The sequence below is a fragment of the Pseudomonas sp. PF05 genome (assembly GCF_056521845.1).
The window spans coordinates 1-20,791 of the sequence record NZ_JBWLPW010000001.1; the positions used below are offsets into that span (position 1 = coordinate 1).

Sequence of the window (20,791 nt, forward strand, 5' to 3'; positions counted from 1 at the left end):
CCAGATCAACGGCACCTACGGCTACCTGACCCTGGACGCCAACGGCAACGCCGTCTACCACAGCAACCCCGACTCTGTCGGCACCCCAGGCGCGACCGATGTGTTCACCTACACCGTGCGCGATGCCGACGGTGACGAAAGCACCACCACCATCAGCATTGACGTGCACAACAGCTGCCTCATCGCAGAAACCGACCACGACATAACGGTCTACGAAAAAGCCCTCGACCTGACCCAGGACGGGCAGGACCTGGCCCCTGGCACCGTCACCGGCAGCGACCCGAGCGCCACCAGCGAAACCGCCAGCGGCACTTTGGTCGGTTCAGTCAGCGGTGCCACTGGCGCCGTCACCTTCACCCTGGTAGGCAACGCCAACGGCGCCTACGGTCAACTGTCGCTCCAGCCTGATGGTTCGTACACCTACACCCTGACCTCGCCAGCCACGACCACGCCCCAGGCCAACGATGGCCCGAACGTGCTGAGCGAAAGCTTCACCTACCAGGCCACGGATTCCCTGGGCAACAGCACCACCGGCAGCCTGGTGGTCAGCATCGTCGATGATGTACCAAAGGCCGTTGCGTCCGAGCGTTCGGTCACGGCGGTGCAGATCGACTCGAACCTGCTGATCGTGCTCGACGTGTCCGGCAGCATGGCCGATGACTCCGGTGTGCCAGGGCTTTCGCGGTTGGACCTGGCGAAACAGGCAATCAGCGCCTTGCTCGATAAATACGATGACCTGGGGGATGTGAAAGTCCAGCTCGTGACGTTCAGCAGCAGTGCCACCGACCAGACGTCGGTGTGGGTCGACGTGGCGACTGCCAAGTCGCTTCTCTCAAGCCTGTCGGCGGGTGGCGGGACCAACTACGATGCGGCGGTGGCGGCGGCCAAGACGGCGTTCGTCACGTCCGGGCAACTGACCGGGGCGCAGAACATCGGCTACTTCTTCTCCGATGGCAAACCCACCTCGGGCCAGGAAACCGGTGCGGCAGATGAAGCCGCATGGAAAGCCTTCCTCGACGCCAATGGCATCAAGAACTACGCCATCGGCCTGGGCAGCGGCGTCAGCAACGCCCACCTCGACCCGCTGGCCTACGACGGCAGCGCCCACACCAACACCAATGCGGTAGTGGTCACCGACCTGAACCAGCTCAATTCGGTGCTCTCCGGCACCGTGCAAGGCGCGCCGGTCACTGGCAACCTGCTGGGCGAGGGGGGCTCGTTCGGCGCCGATGGCGGGTTTGTCAAAAGCCTGGTGGTCGATGGGACCACGTACAGCTATGACCCGACGGCCAACGGTGGCCAGGGTGCCCTGAGCGCCAGCGGCGGGGTCAACCATGGCAGTTTCAATACGACCACCAACACGCTGAGCATTGCCACCGCCCACGACGGTACCCTGGTGGTCAACCTCGATACCGGTGCGTTCAGCTATACCTCCCAGACCGCCACCAGCACATTGATCACCGAAAACATTGGCTACACCATCAGTGACAACGATGGCGACCTGGCCAGTTCCAACCTGGTGATCAACGTCGTGCCCAACAGCCCGCCCGTGGCGATGGACGACAACATCATCACCAACGTGCTGTCAGGCAACATCGTGGTACCGGGCGAATTGCTGCTGGGCAACGACAGCGACGCCAACGGCGATCCGCTCACGGCCTCACCCACCAGTTTCAATACCGGTTGGACCGCCAAAGGCGGGGACTTCACTGGCAGCACCGGCACGGTCAGCTTCACCGGTAACAACGTGCAGTCGATCAACCTCAATCGCAGCGCCTTCGTCGCCAATGCCGCGAGCATGACGGCGGTGCTGGTGGTCAGCGGTGCGCTGGGTGCGGTTTCCAACAATAATGTCAACGATGAAGACCGCCTCAACATCAGTCTCAAGCAGGGTGAAACCCTGACCTTGGACCATAACCTGGCGGGCGGTCGTATCACCCTCGAGTACTCTCTCAATGGCGGGCCTTTCATTGCGATCAGCGACGGCGCTTCGTTCACTGCCGCGGCGGATGGCAACTACCAGATCCACGTCACCAACATCGCCAATGGCAGCGGTGGCAACCCCAACGGCGCGGAAAACTATCAACTGACCATGACCGTCAACTACGCAGGCGCCCAGGACAGCACGCCGGATTATCATGGCAGCTACACCGCCAGCGACAACCATGGCGGTAGCGACAGCGCGGCGGTGGGCATCAGCTACCAGGCGGGCCATACGCTGACGGGCACCACCGGGGACGATGTGTTGATCGCTGGCGACGGTGACAACACCCTTAATGCGGGCGACGGCAACGACATACTCAGCGCTGGCTCGGGCAACAACACCCTGCACGGCGGGGCAGGCAATGACTTGCTCTACAGCGGCACGGGCAACGACTTGCTCGACGGGGGGGCGGGTAACGACACGGCGAGCTATGCCCACGCGACCGCCGGGGTCACGGTGAACCTGGGACTGTTGGCGGCGCAGAACACCGTAGGCGCCGGCACCGATACCCTGACTGGCATCGAAAACCTGGTCGGCTCGAACTTCAACGATACCCTCACCGGTGACGGCGCCAGTAACCGCATCAACGGCGGATTGGGCCATGACGTGCTCAATGGCGGTGGCGGCGATGACCTGCTGATCGGCGGCCTGGGCAACAACACGCTCACTGGCGGCAGCGGTGCCGATACCTTCCAATGGCAGGCAGGCAACAGCGGCCACGACGTGATCACCGACTTCACCCCCGGCCTCGATAAACTCGACCTGTCCCAACTGTTGCTAGGGGAGAACGGCAGTGCGGCATCGCTGGACGACTACCTGCACTTCTCCGTTACCGGCAGCGGTGCATCGCTTGTGACCAGCATCGACGTCAGTGCCATTGCCGGTGCTACACCGAACCAGACCATCGACCTGGCCGGCATCAACCTAGCCAGTCATTACGGCGTTACCCCGGGAGCGGACGGGATGATCGCGGGCGGGGCGGATACCGCGACCATCATCAACGGAATGCTCAACGATCATTCCTTGAAGGTGGACACCGTGTGAGTTGAGCTGAAACGACAAAACCCGGCGACGTGCCGGGTTTTGTCTGCTACGGGGAGTGATACTTCACCCCCGCAAATCAAAGGCGCGTTCTTATCCATTGAGTCAGACGAAATGGATTATCCAGCTCAGCGAAGTCATTGTTCCGTTCAAATACTGGGCTTGCACCCGGCACTCCTTGCGGCCCGGACCGCTTATGGTAAACGGCGCCGTCGTCCAATGGCCTTCGCTGTCCGCGACGCGTTCCACGCCGGCGGGTTGACCATCGACGAAGATGACCAGGGACATGCCGGGCAGTGCAAAGCCGCTGAAATGGGCGGCCCCGGCGGTGGTGGTGCCGCCATTGGGTACGTGTTCGCCGTTGCTGTCAATCATTGTCAGGATACTGGGCCGCAGTCGTTGCCAGACCCAGATCGTCTTGATCTGATAGTCGTTGCCATCCCCTGATGCGGTAGCGTTCTTGATTCGGAAATCAACCTCGGCATTCGCCGTCGCTTTCAGCGTACCCGCAAGGTTCGTCCAATTTTGGGTAAGGGGCGTTGGCGGGAACATTTCTCCTTGCGAGGTGTTTGTTTCCAGGTTGAGCGACGGTGTGGCGGGGGTCGGGGTTACGATTCGACGGGTCCTGATGGCGAACTCATAGTCCGCTCCAGCGAGGACCGCGAATGGCCGGTGCAAAATGATGCCGTGGCTGTTGTTGGTATACGTCATGTTTTGCAACAGCCACCCGTCTGCTGGGTCATTCACGCGCACCAGGTCCCTACCGTCACTCGCAGCAGGACCTTTTGCCCAGTTATCGTAGCCGGCGGCGAATGTCGATTGATAATTCAGAGCCTGGTAAACAACCAATGGCCAGGAATTTGAAGAGGTTCCCGTTCCTGCGTATCGCGCCGTCAAGGCAATACTGCCCGCCCTCAAAGGCGTACTGGTTACACATCGCCAGACGCCGGCGGCATCGCTGCGTGTAGTACCCACCGGCGTGGCCCCCTCGAAAAGGTCCACATTGGTGGATGGAGTTCCTTTCCCGTGCACCACCACCTGCCGATACGGCGTGCTTGAAATCTGAGGAATGTCATTGCCATTACCGTCCTCCACCCGATCGATCCGCAGCTCGACGTTCGCGCTTTGTACGGTGAAACGCCAGGCGTTGGAGGTCAATCCTTCGCCATACTGGGCGACTGCCGTGAAACTGAGTAACCCGATCGGCAGTCCGGTAGCCGTATAGGTCCAGGTGCCGGTGGGACTGGCAGTGATGGTTCCCAAGGGCGTCTGATCGCGGAAAAAATCCATTGCCCCGCTCGGTTGCGCGGTGCCGGTGAAGGCGACGGTGGTATCGGTGGTGATGCCGTCGTTTTCGATGGGCCCGTTGGCACCTGCCGCTGCGCTGATGATCGGTTTTGAGACGGTGTCGAGGTGAATATCAAGATAATGGGTCTCCGACTGATTGGAGTTCCCCAACTGGTCCGTCACCCTGAATTGGAGCGCTGTATACGGGTCGTTACCGGCCTGTAGGAAGGTCTCGGTAAACAGTGTGCGCGTCACCGGTATCGAACCCGCCGGCACTTCAAATGGAACGTTCACATCGCCCAATAAGAAGTTGATGCGGTCATGGTTTCGCCGATTTGAGTAGGTGAAACCGAACTCCACACCTTGAGCTGCCCGCTCGGCACTGACTCCGTCCGTAATGACATCCGGCGGGATCACCAGATTCAGCCCTTGGGGTGCAGGCTCACCGGGTGCCCTCAGGTGATACAGCACTGTCAGGTCCCTCGAAGTTTCGCCGTTTTGACTGGGGCGGCTCACCTTGTAATACAACCGATTCACACCATTCAGTAACCGCCCATGGGGTACATGCAACTCCATGCGCAGTTGTTCCTCCCCGGGTCCCACGTTCTTGCCATCCACGGGGAACGGATCGTCATTGATGTACAAATCAGCTCGATCATCCACAGCCATCGTCCAGGAACGTCGCTGCAGCTCGGTCCATGGATCGATCAGGCATCTCAGGCCGCGAGGTTGATCGTCGTAGAGACTTTTGGGTATGCCACCTGCCGCGATACCGGCCGGTTGCACGGGCGTCACCCAACCCAAAATGATCACGGGGTATAAATCGAACAGTTCGTTCAGAGTGGAGGATTGGATGTCCATGTTGTTTTCCTGATAGGGGCGCGCGCGGGCTTCCAGCGTCAGGAGTAATCAGACATCTGGTTGGAAGGTTTGGCTACTGTCAGGATTGACAGGTGCGGGGGTGGCTTGGACGAACGGTTGGGCCAGCGAGGGGGGGCGAATAGAAATGGTTTTTCAGGATCTATGCAGGGTCTTCTGCCTGAGGATATAGATCGTCACCAGCACCGCACTGGTGAGCATGAACCCCCGCGCCCACGGCAGGGGCACCAGGTAGCAGGAAAAGAGGATGCTCACCCACATCAGCCCGATGGCGTAGACCTTGCCTTTGAGCGGAATACCGTTGCCGCTGAGGTAGTCGCTGATCCAAGGGCCGAGGCGGGGATGACTCACCAGCCAGCGGTAGAAGCGCGGCGAGCTGCGGGCGAAACAGGCCGCCGCCAGCAGCAGGAAAGGGGTGGTTGGCAGTACGGGGACGAAGATGCCGATGACCCCCAGCGCTACGCTCAGCCAGCCGATGGCCAACAGAACGTAACGCAGGATCAGCGGGCGAGTGCCAACTGGCGAGGGCACCCGGTCACTCAGTGGTGGCGAGGCTTGAGGATCGCCGGTTTTTCGTCCGGTGCGTTGCACAGCAGGTACAAGGCGGTAAGGGCTTCGGGGATCTGGACGATCATGTCGTCCATCAGGTTGGCGTCGGCGGCGATGTCAGAAAATTCCGGTTGCTCGTCGAACAGGCCGGAACCGACCATGATCGGCAGCAGCATTTCGCTGACTTCCTCTTCGGCGGTTTCGAACCAGGCGGCTTCGCGCAGGAACACGCCTTCCATGAAGCCGATGCACCAGCCACGCAATTCCGAATCGTCCGGGTCATCGCCCAGGTCCAGGTCGCATGGCAGTTCGAATTCTTCGTCGGAAGCCAGTTGGCGGGCGATGTGGGCCTTGAGGCCGACCAGCGTGGCTTCGATTTCGGCACGCTGGGCTTCGTCGCTGTAATGCGGCTCTTCGGCAAACAGGGCATCGATCCACTCACGGTCCGGCACCGTTTCTGCGCAGATGGACAGGGCGGTCAGATAGCCGTGAGCGGCCACGTAGTCCAGCGCCTCTTCGTGCAGCTCATCGGCGTCGAGGAAGACTTGCAGGCGGGTCAGTTGCTCAGCGAAGGACATTACGGGCTACCTTGGGGAATAAACAATGCGGGAATTCTAGGCCTTCTTGAGCCCCCAAGCCAGCCGCGTGGCGTATTTGCCTCTACTTGGGCGCACGAGCGGACCTCGATCCCTGTAGGAGCTGCCGAAGGCTGCGATCTTTTGATCTTGATCTTTCGGTTTTCGCTTGAGGCTCGATTGGCTGGGGAAAGATCGCAGCCTCGTTGCACTCGGCAGCTCCTACAGGGCGCATGGCGTGCAATCGCCTACTTGATCACCTCCTGTCAGCAGCCACCTTTGCAACGAAGGCCTCGGGTATACTGCCGCGTTTTGTGATGCCCTGCGGCGTCCCGCCGGTTCGAAACGCGCACTTACGATTCGCCGGTGCAGCTTTTGTGGTTCTGAACCAGCCTTGCAGGGATGTTTCGGTGATTTTTGGAGTTTCTATGCTCGAACAGGCTCAACGCGTCCTCAAGGACATCTTCGGCTACGACAGTTTCCGTGGCCGCCAGGGTGCCATTATTGAGCGCGTGGCCAGCGGTGGCGATGCCCTCGTGCTCATGCCCACCGGCGGCGGCAAATCCTTGTGCTTCCAGGTACCGGCGCTGTTGCGCAATGGCCTGGCGGTGGTGGTTTCGCCGCTGATCGCATTGATGGACGACCAGGTCGCGACCCTCGAGGAATTGGGGGTTGCCGCCGCTTCGCTGAACTCTACCCTCAGCGCCGAGCAGCAGCGGGACCTGGCGACGCGTATCAAGCGCGGCGAAGTGAAGATGTTGTACCTGGCCCCGGAGCGCCTGGTGCAGCCGCGCATGCTGGCGTTCCTGCAGAGCCTGGAAATCGCCCTGTTCGCCATCGACGAAGCCCACTGCGTGTCCCAATGGGGCCACGATTTCCGACGCGAATACCTGCAACTGGGGCAACTGGCGGAGCTGTTCCCCGACGTGCCGCGCATCGCCCTGACTGCCACCGCCGACAAGCGCACCCGCGAGGAAATCGTCGAGCGCCTGCACTTGCAGAACGCCGAGCGGTTCCTGTCCAGCTTCGACCGTCCCAATATTTTCTATCGCATCGTACCCAAGGAGCAGCCGCGCAAGCAGTTGCTGGCGTTTCTCTCCGAACGCCGCAGTGATGCCGGCATCGTCTATTGCCTGTCGCGCAAGAAGGTCGATGAAGTGGCGGCGTTTCTGTGTGAGCAAGGGTTTCCGGCGTTGCCGTATCACGCCGGCCTGCCCAACGACCTGCGGGCCTATCATCAGAAGCGCTTCCTCAACGAGGAAGGCCTGATCATGGTGGCCACCATTGCGTTCGGCATGGGCATCGACAAGCCCAACGTGCGTTTTGTCGCGCACCTGGACCTGCCCAAGTCCCTCGAGGCGTACTACCAGGAAACCGGGCGTGCCGGCCGTGACGGCTTGCCGGCCGATGCTTGGATGGCCTACGGCCTGCAAGACGTGGTGATGCTCAAGCAGATGTTGCAGAACTCCGAAGGCGACGAGCGCCACAAGCGCCTGGAACAACACAAGCTCGACGCGATGCTCTCGCTGTGCGAGGAAACCCGCTGCCGTCGCCAGACCCTGCTGGCCTACTTTGACGAAGACATGCCCCAGCCTTGCGGGCATTGCGACAACTGCGTCGATGGCGTGGAAACCTGGGACGCCACCGAACCGGCCCGCCAGGCCTTGTCGGCCATCTTCCGCACCGGCCAGCGCTACGGTGTCGGGCATCTGGTGGACGTGTTGCTGGGCAAGGACAACGAGAAGGTCCGCAACTTCGGCCACCAGCATCTTTCAGTGTTCGGCGTGGGCAAGGCGCGCACCGAGAGTGAATGGCGTTCATTATTCCGACAACTGGTGGCCCGCGGCCTGGCCGACATCGACCTGGAAGGCTACGGTGGCCTGCGTTTGTCCGAAAGTTGTCGGCCCTTGCTCAAAGGCGAGGTCACCCTCGAACTGCGCCGCGACCTCAAGCCGGCAACGGCGGTCAAAAGCAGCAAGAGCCAGGCCAGCCAACTGGTGCGTGGCGAAGAGCGCGATCAATGGGAAGCCTTGCGTGCCTTGCGGCGCAAGCTGGCCGAGGAACACGGCGTCCCGCCATACGTCATCTTCCCCGACTCGACGCTGCTGGAAATGCTCCGCAGCCAGCCCACCTCCCTGGCGGAAATGGCCCGGGTCAGTGGCGTGGGCGCGCGCAAGCTGGAGCGCTATGGCGAAGCTTTCCTCCAGGTACTGGGCGGCGAGGCCGAAGCACCGAAAGCGGTGGCCGATGCGCGCCACGAACTTATCACGCTGGCCCGGGCCGGCATGACGCCATTACAGATCGCCGGGCAACTGCAGTGCTCGGAAAAGAACGTCTACACAATGCTGGCCGAGGCCATTGGCAAACAGCAGTTGTCCCTGGAACAGGCACTGGATCTGCCCGAAGAACTGATGGGGGAGGTGCAGGATGCATTCCTGGATGGCGAAGGCGAGTTACCGCCGGTGTCCGAAGTTGCCGCACTGTTTGTCGGACGGGTTCCCGAAGGCGTGCTGTATTGCGTCAGGGCTGCATTGCAGTCGGAATTTGAAGTCTGATCAGTGAGTTGCGTTCCTTTAACGATTCAGTACAAGGCGAGCCTTGCTTGAACCCAAAGCTCATGCTTAGCTGACTAATAATTAGTTTTTCTCTATTTCAGATCTGATGAGTTTTTTTATGCCGTTAACCGATCAACACCGTTTTGGCATGCAGTTGGCGCAAATGTCCCGAGGCTGGCGTGCCGAACTGGATCGTCGCCTGGCCGGGCTGGGCCTGTCCCAGGCGCGCTGGCTGGTGCTGTTGCACCTGGCCCGTTTCGAACAGGCGCCGACCCAGCGTGAACTGGCCCAGAGCGTCGCCGTCGAAGGCCCGACCCTGGCCCGGCTGCTCGACAGCCTGGAAACCCAGGGGCTGGTGCAGCGCCAGGCCGTGGCCGAGGACCGCCGGGCCAAGAAAATCGTGCTCTGCGCACCGGCCCTACCGTTGATCGAACAAATCGAAACCATTGCCACGCAACTGCGTCGTGAGCTGTTCGAAGGTGTCGACGAAGCGGACATGCGCGTGTGCATGCGGGTCCACGGGACGATCCTGGCCAACCTGGAAAAATCCTGAGGTATATCCCTGGCGCCAGACTTTTGAGATTCGGCGATTAGCGAACTATAACCAGTACTAAGTGATCGTATTGGATGCGTTTACGCTCAGTCTGGCAGTCGAAAGGGATACCCATGCTTGAAAGTTTGCAGTCCACGTTGCGCAGTTGGGTCAACGTGTCGGTCGTCGTGGGTACCCTGGGGTATTCGGCCTTGGCTTCGGCGCTGGGACTTGGCGAGATCACGCTTCATTCCGCCCTGAACCAGCCGTTGCGCGCCGATATCGCCCTGGTCGACGTGACCGGGGTCGGCGAGGGCGATCTGTCGGCCAGCCTGGCGAGCCCGGACGATTTCAGTCGTGCGGGTGTTGAGCGGGTGTTCTTTCTCAATAACCTGCGCTTCACGCCGGTACTGCGCGGGGAGCGCAGCTTCATTCGGGTGACCTCCAGCAAACCGGTGGAAGAACCCTTTCTCAATTTCCTGGTACAACTCGATCAGCCCAACGGGCGTCTGCTGCGTGAATACACCGTGCTGATCGACCCGCCGGGCACACCGGGTATCGTGCCGGCCGGTGACGAACCTTCCGTGGCCCCAGCGTCCGCGGTGCCTGCCATCAAGCCGCCCCCGGCGGTACAGGGCAAGCGTTACACCGTCGTGCCGGGAGACAACCCCTGGCTCATCGCCAAGCGCCTGCATGACGCCGGCAGCAACGCGTCAGTCAATGAGTTGATGCATGCAATCCAGGCCCTGAACCCCGGCAGCGACCGGTTATCCATTGGCCAGCGCTTGTTGCTGCCCGATTCGGCCGTGCTGCCGACGTCGGCTGCAACCCCTGCAGGCCAGGCCCCCGCCGCGTCCGATGAGCAATTGGCCGCCAGCGTGTTGCAAAACCAGCAGCAACAGAAGACTATCGAGCAACTGCAGGCACGGCTTCAGGCCCAGGATGAGGAAATCGCCGGCCAGCGCAAACAGATCACTGAATTACAGACCCGGCTGGCCGAAGTTGCGCCAGCCCCTGTTGTGTCGGTGCAATCGCAACCGACACTCCCTGCACCTGCACCTGCACCTGCACCTGCACCTGCACCTGCACCTGCACCTGCACCTGCACCTGCACCATCACCAGCACCTGCACCGGAGACACAACCGGCTACAGAACCGCTTGCAAAACCAGAGGGTATCAATTGGTCATGGGTGGCGGGGCTGGTGGGCCTCTTGGGGTTGTTGGCGTTGTTACTGTTCGTTCGGCGTCGGCAGCAGCAGGCGGAGGTGGCGCCGGTGACCGGGCATCCCGAGCCGATGCTGGAAGAGGGCAACGAAACCTTTGCAGCACTGCCCGATACGGAGCCGCCGGAGGCCGCGACCTCGTTCAACAACGGGGATGCGCCCCTGGGGGACGTACTGGAGGGCGTCGGAATCTACTTGACCTACGGTCGTTTCACCGAGGCTGCGGGGCTGTTGCGCGCCGCATTGCTGGCGGAGCCGGAACGCACCGACCTGGGCCTCAAGTTGCTGGAGGTACTGGGCAAGCAGGGCGACGTCATCGGTTTCCAGGCTCAGGAACATCATTTATTGGCACAAGGTATCGATGCCGGGACGCTGGAGGAAATCCGCGGGCGCTATCCCAAGGCTGCCGCAATTGCTGCGCCGATCGTGGCATCGGCGCAACCTCAGGTGCCGGCTCTTGCAACCGCACCCACTGCTGAACGTGAGCAGGCGCCCAGTGACGAGTTCGAGTTGGACCTGGATGCATTGTCCATGGAAACCAGCTGGGACCTCGCCGATGCCCAGGACAACACTGCTGGAAAAGATGCGGTTTTACCCCATGCCGCCGAGGGCTTGTCGCTTTCAGGGTTCGACGAGCCGGACCTGCAATGGGAAACGCCACTGGAAACCGAGTCGCTGGATGATGCTTTCCTCGATGGCTTTGCCGACGAAGAACAGTCGCTGGAACTCGAGCCGCTGGCCCTTGAGCCTGTTTCCCTGGACACCACGCCCCCTGAACCTCAGGCCCCGGAACACTCGATCAAGCTGGAACAGGCACAGAATTGCATCGACGATGGAGACCTGAAGACCGCCGTCTCCCTGCTTGAAGAACTGCTCGAGGAGGGCGACGAACCCCTCAGGCAGACTGCCCAGGTGCTGCTGGCCGGGATTCGCTAGTGCTATCGGGGTTGTAGCGGCTGGCCTCATCGTCGGAACGCCGCCCGGAGCAAGCTCGCTCCCACAGGGAACGGCGATTCCGGCTACACCCCGGACCCCATGTGGGAGCGAGCTTGCTCGCGATAGCCGCCTATCAGGCTGTCAAATCCTGTCCAGGCAGCCCATCAAAACGTCTGCCCCAGGTTCAGATACACCGCCTGTTCATCATCGTCGTTAAAGCCATAGCTGAAATTCAGTGGCCCCAGCGGCGTATCGAAACCGAGGAAAATGCTGGCGGCGTTGATGTAGCCGCTGTCGAATTCGTTGTCGTTGTTCCAGGCCCGGCCGCGTTCCAACGAGCCGCCGATGTACAGCGGGAAGTCCAGTGGCAGGTAGGCCCGCGGTGTGAGGCGGCGGTAATACACGGCACGCATCAGGCTGATGTTCTGCCCGGAGACCCCGTCTTCGCGAAAGCCCGACAGTTGCCGTGCGCCGCCCAGCACAAAGCTGGAAGTCACGACCTCGGCAGTGTCCAGTGTTCGGCCGTAGCGCCCGCCCAGGATGAAGGTGTCCGGGCCGCGGCTCAGGGCCTTGTCCAGTTTGAACTCCCATTGGCGATAACGCTGGTCGGAACCCAGCCCCGGTTCGTATTGGCGCCAGGTCAGGCCAATGTCTTCCCCTTCATGGGGAAAATACACGTTGTCGAAGGAATCGAAGGAGTACTTCAGCTCATAGAAACCTTCATTGAAGTTTTCGCTGGGCTGGTCGTGATCACCAATGCGCACATCCGCCTTGCCCCAGGCCTGGCCGACACCGAAGCGGATTTCGCCATTGTTGCTGATCTGGCGGCCCACGTTCAGCCCGAAGCCATAGCGCTCGACGCGATACTGGGCCACCGGATCGTTGTCCAGGATGGCCTCCACGTTGCGCGATTCGAATTGCCCGTAGGGGGCGATGAAGTAGCGCGAGCCGACGTCCAATGGCTGGTAGAACTCGCTGTATAGCTCTTGCTTGTCGCCGATCTGCGCCCGGGTCAGCCATTCGGCGCCCAGGCGATTGATGCCGTTGACCCGATAGCTGGCTCCCAGGTTGAAAGCGCTGTCGCCGCGCATGTCATCCGACAGGCTCAGCCCCAGCCGCAGGTAGTCGGTGCCGGTGCGCCTGCCCCGGGCGCTGATCAGCAGTGTGTGGTCCGGGCCCTTGCGGACCACGCGATATTGCACTTGCTCGAAGTAGTCCAGGCCGTACAGCGTGCCCATGTCGGTCTGCAGGCGGCCCAGGTCCAGCGGTTCACCGATCTGCTGGCGAATGTAGTAGCGAATCACGTCATCGCCGACTTTCGAGTCGTTCTCCACGCGGATGGCGGTGATGACCGGCGTGCGCTCGCTGGGGGTGCGCGCGGCCATGAGTTCGGCGTCGGGGGCCTCGGACGGGCGCAGAGGGGCCAGGCGTGCCTCGAGTATCCGCGTGGCGCGGTAGCCGGCGTCGATCATTTCCCGGGCCTGGCCGAAGTCGGTGGAGCCGAAGCTCGCCAGCGCCGGCTGGATCAGCACGTCGTCTTTTTTCAGGGTTGCCAGTTGCTCTTCGGAGTTGCGCCGGGTCATCAGGGTGGTCGATTGGTTCAGCACGTCGAGCACCGTGACCAGTTGCTTGCGATTGCGCAGGGGCGTACCGATGTCGACCACGATAGCCACGTCTACGCCCATTTCCCGGGCCACGTCCAGCGGGATGTTGTCGGACATGCCGCCGTCCACCAGCAACCGGCCGTCCAGTTCCACCGGGGCGAACACCGCCGGGATCGACATGCTGGCGCGAATGACCTTGGGCAGGTGGCCTTTGCGAAACACGACCTTTTCGCCGCTGGCGATGTCAGTAGCGACCGCGCGAAACGGGATCGGCAGTTTGTCGAAGTCCCGGGTGTCACTGGCGTGGGCCAGCAGGCTTTCGAGCAGCAGGGCCAGGTTCTGGCCCTGGATGACCCCCAAGGGCAGGCCGAGGCTGCCGTCGTCGCGAAAGCTCAGTTTCTGTTTGACCAGGAAGTCGCGGTCATCCTGCTTGCGTCGGAATGGCACGTCCTTGCGTGGCGGCGCATCGGACAAGGCCTGTTGCCAGTCGATGCCCAAGGCGAGTTTTTCCAGTTCGTCGATCTTGTAGCCCGAGGCATACAGCCCGCCGATCACCGCGCCCATGCTGGTGCCGGCGATGGCATCGATCTTGATGCCTTGCTCTTCCAGGGCCTTGAGCACGCCGATGTGGGCCAGCCCCCGTGCGGCACCGCCGGACAGCACCAGGCCGATTTTCGGGCGTGGCGCTTCGACGGTGGGCTCGTTGGCATGGCCGAGCAGGGGCAACAGCAGCAGAAGCAGGAGGGGCAGGAGGCGGCGCATCGTCAATCTCGGGGCGGGCGATCAAAGGCGGGTATTATAGCGACGCCTTCGAACCCAGGAGTTCACCCGTCATGACTGAACACAAACCGGAAGTCGTCATCACCTATTGCACCCAGTGCCAATGGCTGTTGCGCGCTGCCTGGCTGGCCCAGGAGCTGCTCAGCACCTTTGGCGATGACCTGGGCAAGGTGTCGCTGGTGCCGGGCACCGGCGGTGTGTTCCACATCAGTTGCGACGGCATGCAGATCTGGGAGCGCAAGGCCGATGGCGGTTTTCCCGAAGCCAAGGTCCTCAAGCAGCGGGTCCGCGACCGGATCGACCCGGAGCGGGACCTGGGCCACAACGATCGGGGTCAGTGAGACGCGGCTTGGGCGCCGACCTCCGGTTTCTTCGAACCGCCCAGTTGGCTTGAGATCACGATGGCCGTGATGATCACCACGCCGCCCAGCAGCATGCGCAGGGTCGGGCTCTCATCGAACAGCCACCAGGCCATGGCGATGCCGTAGACCGGCTCCATGGCGAACACCACCGCCGCCGTACGGGCCTTGATCACCGCCAGGCTGGCGACGAACAGGCTGTGGGCCAGGCCGGTGCAGAACACGCCGAGCAAGCCGATCCACAACCAGTCGATGGGGCGCACGTCGCTCAATTGCGGCGCGGCCATCGGCAGCAGGCACACCCCGACCACCACGTTCTGGCACAGCGCGGCCTGCACCGGCGGTACGTGCGCCGAACCGGCGCGGTTGGTCAATGACAGCAGGGAAAACAGCAGCCCCGAGGCCACGGCCCACAGCAGGCCAGTGGTGGCGCCGCTGGCCAGGTCGAAGTTCGGCGTGACTAACACCAGGCCGATGCTCACCAACACCACCAGCCAGATTTCATTGGCGCGAATCCGCTCGCGGAAGATCAGCCCTTCGAGTAGCACCGTAAAGGCCGGGAAACTGGTGAACCCCAGCGTGGCGATCGCCACGCCGGCAACCTTCACGGCGATGAAGAAGCTCACCCAGTGCCCGGCCAGCAACAGCCCCCCGAGCAGCAATCGCCGGCCATCCTGGGCCCGCAGTTTCTGCCAGCGGCTGCTGCTGGCGAACCGGGCGAACACCGCAAGGGCAAGCACGGCGAAGATGGCGCGACCAAACACAATGACCGCCGGCGAGGCTGCCGCGAGTTTGCCGAATACACCGGTCAGGCCAAACATGAGTGCGCCAATGTGCAGGGCGCCGAGGGCGGTACGGGGTGTCATTTCAATCCTTTCAACAGATAAGCCAAAACCAACGGACAAACATCAATACCCTGTAGGAGCTGCCGGAGGCTGCGATCTTTTGATTTTTTGATCTTTTGATCTTTCGCTTGAGATTCAAGTGTTAGGGGAAAGATCGCAGCCTCGTTGCACTCGTCAGCTCCTACACAGCTGCTACTGGGCATTTAAGCGTTTGAGAGGTGCTGGCGTCTGTCGCGATCCTAGCGATTTTTAGCGCGTATCTAGCGCAGACGCCGCAGCTTGCCCGGCGAGACGCCGAATTCGCGCAGCACCGCCGCGGCGAAGGCACTTTGGGAGCTGTAGCCGACGCGGTGGGCGATCTCACCGATGGGCAACTGCGAATCACGCAACAACGCCACGGCCTTGTGCAAGCGACGGCTGCGGATGTAATCCATCGGGGTTTGTCCGCACTCGGCGACGAAGCGCGCGTGCAAGCGGGCGCTGGAAAGGCCGGCGACTCGCGCCAGGTCCGCCACTTGCAGCGGATAGGCGGCGTTCTGGTCGATGTGCGCGTTGAGTGCGGCGTAGGGCAGGCGCCGGCCGCCGAGGGTTTCCTGGCGAGCGTTATTGAGACTCGCCAGCAGCAGCACCGCGCCTTGCTGGGCGATCACCGGATCGTCCACCGGGCTCCCCGCCAACCAACTGACCAACTGGCTCTGCCCCGCATCCAGGGGCAGGCGTGCGGTGTCGTCGAGCAAGCGGCGGCTGGCGTCGGCGTGATCCCCCAGGCATTGCCCGACCCAGTCATCACTGGGCACATCCAACACCAGGCAACGGCTGCCGTGGGGGCTGCCGCAGGCGTGATGCGCGCCGGCCGGTATCACCACGAAGCTTTGTTGCACCACCTGGCTGCCATGGCCTTCGACCTCGAAATCCAGCGCGCCAGACAGCCCGAACACCAATTGGGCATGCTCATGGCTGTGGACGATCAAGTCGTGGCTGTAGTGGCGTAGCGTGAGGATCGGTCTCATCGCGGTCTCCCGTGTCAGGCCGCCAGCATACACCGAGGGCGCAACGCCCGGCGCTGTCATGCAATGGACTTGTGTTTGTCATGGGCCATTAACCGCTGGCGTGCACAGTGGCAAAAACGATCAGAGGGTTGCCCAATGACCAGCGCAGAGCTCGCCAGACCCAGCCGCAAACAGCGTGTTCGCACCCTGTGGATTTCCGACGTGCACCTGGGCACCCGGGATTGCCAGGCCGAGCACTTGTCGCAGTTCCTCAAGGGCTATCACGCCGACAAGATCTACTTGGTGGGCGACATCATCGATGGCTGGAAACTGCGCGGTGGCATGTATTGGCCCCAGGCCCACACCAACGTCATTCGCCGCTTGCTGACCATGAGCAAGCGCGGCACTGAAGTGATCTACGTCACCGGCAATCATGACGAATTCCTGCGGCGCTATTCGAAGCTGATCCTGGGCAATATCCAGCTGGTGGACGAAGCGGTGCACGTCACTGCCGATGGTCGGCACCTGTTGGTGATCCATGGCGACCAGTTCGATGTCATCACCCGGTACCATCGTTGGCTGGCGTTCCTCGGGGATTCGGCCTACGAGTTCACCCTCACGCTGAACCGCTGGCTCAACCATTGGCGGGCCCGTTACGGCTACGGCTACTGGTCGTTGTCGGCGTACCTCAAGCACAAGGTCAAGACCGCCGTCAGCTTCATCAGCGATTTTGAAGAAGCGATCGCCCACGAGTGTGTGAAGCGCGAACTGCATGGCGTGGTTTGTGGGCATATCCACCATGCCGAGATCCGCAAAGTGGGTGAGGTGGATTACCTCAATTGTGGCGACTGGGTCGAATCCTGCACGGCGCTGATCGAGCATTGGGACGGGTCGATCGAGTTGTATCGGTTGGCGGAGGCCCAGGCGCGCGAAGCGCAGTTGAAAGCACTGAAAGTCGCCGAACCGGCTTGAAACCGTAGGAGCTGACGAGTGCAACGAGGCAGCGATCTTTCCCCTGACGATTGAATTTCAAGCGAAAGATCAAGATCAAAAGATCGCAGCCTTCGGCAGCTCCTACAGGGCCGGTGCCTGCGTCATCGCCGCCTTGTAGATCGACTGCTTCGGCGTGGCAAACACCCTTTCCAGCATCGGCTCGAAGAAGCTTAGCGGCAAAGTGTCGTATTCGGGATCGAACGCCGCCGCGTCATATTTCGCACAAAAGTCGATCGTCGCCTGGTACTGCGGATGTTCGAAAAACTGCTCGCGCAGGTGTCGGTCCATGCCCAGGTGGTGGAAGAAGTAATAGCCTTGGAAAACCCCGTGTTTTTCCACCATCCACAGGTTTTCGGCGCTGACGAAGGGCTTGAGGATCGCCGCGGCGATGTCTGGATGGTTATACGAGCCCAGGGTGTCACCGATGTCGTGGAGCAGGGCGCAGACCACGTATTGCTCGTCGCGTCCGTCACGGTAGGCACGGGTGGCGGTTTGCAGGGAGTGGGTCAGGCGATCCACCGGGAACCCGCCGAAATCGCCGTCCAGCAGTTTCAAGTGGGCCAGGATCCGCCCCGGCAATTGCCGTGCGTAGGCGCTGAAGTCAGCCGCGATGATCGCCCAGTCTTCCTGGGTACCGTCCTGCATGTGGGTAAAGCGGGCATGGGTATTCATAGTCAGACCTTTGGCTAGAACGCAACCTTGCCCAGCAGCATGTCGCGGTACATGACGAAATCGCCGAGCAGGCTGTAGAACGGGTGCTGGAAGGTGGCGGGACGGTTTTTTTCGAAGAAGAAGTGTCCGAACCAGGCAAAGCCGTAGCCGGCCACGGGCAGGGCGAGCCACAGCCACCCGCTGCCCACCACGAGGGCCGTGACGAAAATCAGGATGACCAGGGAGGTGCCGATGAAATGCAATCGTCGGCAGGTGCTGTTGCTGTGCTCGCCGAGGTAATACGGGTAGAACTCAGCGAAGGTATTGAATTGTTTGGCGTTTTCCACGACAGCTGGCTCTGTGGTTATTGTTCTGATGCTTGAAGTCTAGAGCTATCAGTTGCTATGGCCAGTGACAATCGGCGCCACTTTAGTATCCTTCGCAAATCCAGCCGTACCCTGCGGCTCGTCATGCAAGTAAACGTCATGAACGAACGAACCACTTCTTCAAGCTGGGCGATGGGGATAGTCAAGGCGTTGGAAATGGACGGCCTGGATTGTCGGGTGCTGTTCAAGCAACTGGGGCTGGACTTTGATGCGCTGGACGATCCGGATGCACGTTTCCCCCAGGACTCGATGACGCGGCTCTGGCAACGGGCGGTGGAATTGTCCGGTAACCCGGCCATTGGCTTGAACATGGGGAAAGTGGTGCGCCCGGCCTCGTTTCATGTGGCGGGCTACGCCTTGATGTCCAGTCGCACGCTGGCGGAGGGTTTCCAGCGACTGGTGCGATACCAGCGGATCATTGCCGAAAGCGCCGACTTGAGTTTTCGTCGGTTGGAAGAGGGTTACGGGCTGATCCTGACGGTGCATGGCGACCATTTACCCCCCACACGCCAAAGTGCCGAAGCGTCCCTGGCCTGTGCGTTGGCCCTGTGCAACTGGCTGACCGGACGTACCTTGCACCCGGTAAAAGTGCTGTTCCAAGGCACCGCCCCCCTGGACCCGACGCCTTATCAGCGAGCCTTCTGCGCGCCGCTGGTGTTCGGCGCGGCCTATGACGCGCTGATCTTTGAACGGGCCGACATGGAGGCGCCGCTGCCGACGGCCAACGAAGCCATGGCGCAGTTGCATGACCGGTTTGCCGGCGAGTACCTCGCGCGTTTTTCGGAAAGCCGTGTGACCCACAAGGCGCGACAAGTGTTGTGCCGGTTGTTGCCCCAGGGCGAGCCCAAGCGTGATGTGGTGGCGCAGACGCTGCACCTGTCGCAGCGGACCTTGCAGCGGCGCTTGCAGGAAGAGGGCACGAGTTTTCAGAGCCTGCTCGAAGACACCCGTCGCGAACTGGCCGAGCAGTACCTGGCGCAGCCGGGCATGACGTTGCTGGAAATCGCCTATCTGCTGGGATTTGCCGACCCGAGCAATTTTTTCCGGGCCTTCCGCCGCTGGTTCGACACCACGCCGGGCGAATACCGGGCACGGTTGGGGAGCCAGCCTGAAGCGGTCAGTGACGCCAAAACGCCGGGATACACAGCACGAACACCGTGATGATCTCCAGTCGGCCCAGCAGCATGCCCCCTGACAGAATCCACTTGGCCGCGTCCGGCAGCGGTGCGAAGTTGCCGGACGGCCCGATGGTCTCGCCCAACCCCGGGCCGACGCCGGACACAGTACTGGCCGCGCCGGTCAGCGCCGTCATCCATTCCACCCCGAGCAGCGACAGCAGCAGGGCGATCACGCAGATGGTGATGGCGAAGAAGAACGAGAACGTAAGGATCGAGCGCACGATTTCTTCGTCGAGGCGATGACCGTTGTATTTCTGCTTGATCACCGCGCGTGGGTGGATCAGTTGATTGAGGTTGGCCCGCAGCAGGATATAGGCGACCTGGAAGCGGAAGATCTTGATCCCGCCGGCCGTCGAGCCTGAACAACCGCCGACGAACCCCAGGTAGAAGAACAGCATCAGTGAGAAGTTGCCCCACAGGCTGTAGTCGCCCAGGGCGAAGCCGGTGGTGGTGACGATGGACGTCACGTTCAGCGCCACGTGCCGCAGCGCCTCCAGCCAATGCAGGTCGGTGGTCGCCCAATACCAGGTGCCGAGCACCAGCCAGGTCACCAGCAACACCCCGATGAGCCCCTGGACCTGCTGGTCCTTGATCAGAGCCCGGCGATTACCCCGCAACATCGAGACGTACAGGGCAAACGGCAAGCTGCCGAGGATCATGATGACGATGACCACCCAGTGCACCGCCGGCTGGGTCCATTTGGCCAGGGATTGGTCCGAGGTGGAAAAACCGCCGGTGGAGATCGCCGACATCGCGTGGTTGATAGCATCGAACAGACTCATCCCGGCCCACCAGAGCGCCAGGGTGCCGAGAATGGTGATGCCCACGTAGGACGCCACGATCAGCCGCGCCACCATGTGGGAACGGGGCATGACTTTTTCCGAGCGGTCCGACGATTCGGTCTGGAACAGCCGCATGCCACCGATGCGCAGCAAGGGCAGGATCGCCACCGCCATGCCGATGAAGCCGATACCGCCGAGCCAGTGCAGCAGTGAGCGCCACATCAGGATGCCCGGGGACATGGTGTCCAGGCCACTCAGGACGGTGGCGCCGGTGGCGGTGATGCCGGACATGCTTTCGAAAAACGAGTCGGTGTAGCTGATCTTCTGGGTCAGCAGGAACGGCAACGCGGCAAAGATACACACCACCAGCCAACTGCTGACGGTCAGCAAGTACATGTCGCGCGGGCGCAGGTGGATGTGTTCCGGGCGCCCGGGAAGCACCAGGGCCAGGCCGGCGAGGAAGGTGATCATGCTCGACCAGAGGAACGACGGCAGGTCGCCGGTGCGCTCGAAGACCACCAGGGTGGCCATGGGCACGACCATGAAGATCGCCAGGGTGATCAGGAAGATGCCGATGATGAAACCAATGATCCGCAGGGTCGGCAACGCCATGAAGTCCGCTCAGGCTGAAAGGGAAGGGCGCCATTCTACCTGCGGCAAGCA

General features: G+C 61.7%; 16 protein-coding genes. 7 read left to right on the forward strand and 9 right to left on the reverse strand.

All coding sequences use genetic code 11. The annotated features are described in order from the left end of the window. A partial coding sequence (locus tag AC09SL_RS00005) for a type I secretion C-terminal target domain-containing protein (protein ID WP_479571936.1) occupies positions 1-3,028 on the forward strand: 3,028 nt, incomplete at its 5' end. A gap of 102 nt (positions 3,029-3,130) precedes the next feature. Here the strand turns inward: AC09SL_RS00005 and AC09SL_RS00010 are convergent. From AC09SL_RS00010 to AC09SL_RS00020, 3 genes are all read right to left on the reverse strand, one after another. Then, positions 3,131-5,173, reverse strand: coding sequence for an Ig-like domain-containing protein (locus AC09SL_RS00010; protein ID WP_058543715.1), 2,043 nt, complete (start codon positions 5,171-5,173; stop codon positions 3,131-3,133). Between the two features lie 153 nt (positions 5,174-5,326). Beyond that, complete coding sequence (locus tag AC09SL_RS00015; protein WP_027913208.1) at positions 5,327-5,722, reverse strand: YbaN family protein; 396 nt, start codon at positions 5,720-5,722, stop codon at positions 5,327-5,329. An 8-nt stretch (positions 5,723-5,730) separates the two neighbouring features. Further along, entirely contained in the window at positions 5,731-6,318 is a 588-nt protein-coding gene (locus AC09SL_RS00020) for a UPF0149 family protein (RefSeq protein ID WP_003198997.1), read from the reverse strand. Positions 6,319-6,743: 425 nt separating this feature from the next. Here AC09SL_RS00020 and recQ point away from each other — a divergent pair, with 425 nt between their 5' ends. The 3 genes from recQ (at position 6,744) to AC09SL_RS00035 (ending at position 11,561) form a co-directional block, all read left to right on the forward strand. Next, positions 6,744-8,870 (forward strand): DNA helicase RecQ, encoded by a 2,127-nt coding sequence (recQ, locus tag AC09SL_RS00025; protein ID WP_058543942.1) that lies wholly within the window; start codon positions 6,744-6,746, stop codon positions 8,868-8,870. Positions 8,871-8,988: 118 nt separating this feature from the next. Then, positions 8,989-9,423 (forward strand): MarR family transcriptional regulator, encoded by a 435-nt coding sequence (locus AC09SL_RS00030; protein ID WP_003199001.1) that lies wholly within the window; start codon positions 8,989-8,991, stop codon positions 9,421-9,423. Positions 9,424-9,536: 113 nt separating this feature from the next. Further along, the gene (locus AC09SL_RS00035; RefSeq protein ID WP_064106892.1) at positions 9,537-11,561 is read left to right on the forward strand and encodes a FimV/HubP family polar landmark protein; all 2,025 of its coding nucleotides are present in this window, start codon (positions 9,537-9,539) and stop codon (positions 11,559-11,561) included. Positions 11,562-11,725: 164 nt separating this feature from the next. On the opposite strand, the gene AC09SL_RS00040 is transcribed toward AC09SL_RS00035, so the two are convergent. After that, positions 11,726-13,927, reverse strand: a complete 2,202-nt coding sequence (locus AC09SL_RS00040; protein WP_058543940.1) for a patatin-like phospholipase family protein — start codon at positions 13,925-13,927, stop codon at positions 11,726-11,728. Positions 13,928-13,998: 71 nt separating this feature from the next. On the opposite strand from AC09SL_RS00040, the gene AC09SL_RS00045 reads away from it, so the two are divergent. Continuing rightward, a complete protein-coding gene (locus AC09SL_RS00045; protein WP_058543939.1) occupies positions 13,999-14,286 on the forward strand; it encodes an Rdx family protein in 288 nt (95 codons plus the stop codon). Here the strand turns inward: AC09SL_RS00045 and AC09SL_RS00050 are convergent. Together AC09SL_RS00050 and AC09SL_RS00055 are read right to left on the reverse strand one after the other, a co-directional pair. Then, on the reverse strand, positions 14,280-15,170 hold the full coding sequence (locus tag AC09SL_RS00050; protein ID WP_058543938.1) for a DMT family transporter: 891 nt from the start codon (positions 15,168-15,170) through the stop codon (positions 14,280-14,282). The two genes, AC09SL_RS00045 and AC09SL_RS00050, sit on opposite strands and share 7 nt — an antisense overlap. 239 nt (positions 15,171-15,409) lie before the next feature. Continuing rightward, positions 15,410-16,159: a helix-turn-helix transcriptional regulator gene (locus AC09SL_RS00055; protein WP_058543937.1), complete on the reverse strand. Its 750-nt coding sequence runs from the start codon at positions 16,157-16,159 to the stop codon at positions 15,410-15,412. A gap of 135 nt (positions 16,160-16,294) precedes the next feature. Here AC09SL_RS00055 and AC09SL_RS00060 point away from each other — a divergent pair, with 135 nt between their 5' ends. Continuing rightward, the gene (locus AC09SL_RS00060) at positions 16,295-17,110 is read left to right on the forward strand and encodes a UDP-2,3-diacylglucosamine diphosphatase (RefSeq protein ID WP_058543936.1); all 816 of its coding nucleotides are present in this window, start codon (positions 16,295-16,297) and stop codon (positions 17,108-17,110) included. Positions 17,111-17,212: 102 nt separating this feature from the next. Here the strand turns inward: AC09SL_RS00060 and AC09SL_RS00065 are convergent, their stop codons facing one another. Together AC09SL_RS00065 and AC09SL_RS00070 are read right to left on the reverse strand one after the other, a co-directional pair. Beyond that, a complete protein-coding gene (locus AC09SL_RS00065) occupies positions 17,213-17,803 on the reverse strand; it encodes an HD domain-containing protein (protein ID WP_058543935.1) in 591 nt (196 codons plus the stop codon). A 14-nt stretch (positions 17,804-17,817) separates the two neighbouring features. Then, positions 17,818-18,129: an Mpo1-like protein gene (locus AC09SL_RS00070; protein WP_058543934.1), complete on the reverse strand. Its 312-nt coding sequence runs from the start codon at positions 18,127-18,129 to the stop codon at positions 17,818-17,820. Between the two features lie 138 nt (positions 18,130-18,267). On the opposite strand from AC09SL_RS00070, the gene AC09SL_RS00075 reads away from it, so the two are divergent. Then, the gene (locus AC09SL_RS00075; RefSeq protein WP_081264442.1) at positions 18,268-19,329 is read left to right on the forward strand and encodes an AraC family transcriptional regulator; all 1,062 of its coding nucleotides are present in this window, start codon (positions 18,268-18,270) and stop codon (positions 19,327-19,329) included. Here AC09SL_RS00075 and AC09SL_RS00080 read toward each other — a convergent pair. Next, the gene (locus AC09SL_RS00080) at positions 19,286-20,740 is read right to left on the reverse strand and encodes a TrkH family potassium uptake protein (protein ID WP_058545690.1); all 1,455 of its coding nucleotides are present in this window, start codon (positions 20,738-20,740) and stop codon (positions 19,286-19,288) included. The genes AC09SL_RS00075 and AC09SL_RS00080 overlap by 44 nt on opposite strands. Between the last annotated feature and the right edge of the window lie 51 nt (positions 20,741-20,791).

Coding starts and splice junctions, on each gene's coding strand:
- AC09SL_RS00010 (WP_058543715.1), bottom strand. CDS start 5,173: ATGGACATCCAATCCTCCACTCTGAACGAACTGTTCGATTTATACCCC.
- AC09SL_RS00020 (WP_003198997.1), bottom strand. CDS start 6,318: ATGTCCTTCGCTGAGCAACTGACCCGCCTGCAAGTCTTCCTCGACGCC.
- recQ (WP_058543942.1), top strand. CDS start 6,744: ATGCTCGAACAGGCTCAACGCGTCCTCAAGGACATCTTCGGCTACGAC.
- AC09SL_RS00030 (WP_003199001.1), top strand. CDS start 8,989: ATGCCGTTAACCGATCAACACCGTTTTGGCATGCAGTTGGCGCAAATG.
- AC09SL_RS00035 (WP_064106892.1), top strand. CDS start 9,537: ATGCTTGAAAGTTTGCAGTCCACGTTGCGCAGTTGGGTCAACGTGTCG.
- AC09SL_RS00040 (WP_058543940.1), bottom strand. CDS start 13,927: ATGCGCCGCCTCCTGCCCCTCCTGCTTCTGCTGCTGTTGCCCCTGCTC.
- AC09SL_RS00045 (WP_058543939.1), top strand. CDS start 13,999: ATGACTGAACACAAACCGGAAGTCGTCATCACCTATTGCACCCAGTGC.
- AC09SL_RS00050 (WP_058543938.1), bottom strand. CDS start 15,170: ATGACACCCCGTACCGCCCTCGGCGCCCTGCACATTGGCGCACTCATG.
- AC09SL_RS00055 (WP_058543937.1), bottom strand. CDS start 16,159: ATGAGACCGATCCTCACGCTACGCCACTACAGCCACGACTTGATCGTC.
- AC09SL_RS00060 (WP_058543936.1), top strand. CDS start 16,295: ATGACCAGCGCAGAGCTCGCCAGACCCAGCCGCAAACAGCGTGTTCGC.
- AC09SL_RS00065 (WP_058543935.1), bottom strand. CDS start 17,803: ATGAATACCCATGCCCGCTTTACCCACATGCAGGACGGTACCCAGGAA.
- AC09SL_RS00075 (WP_081264442.1), top strand. CDS start 18,268: ATGAACGAACGAACCACTTCTTCAAGCTGGGCGATGGGGATAGTCAAG.
- AC09SL_RS00080 (WP_058545690.1), bottom strand. CDS start 20,740: ATGGCGTTGCCGACCCTGCGGATCATTGGTTTCATCATCGGCATCTTC.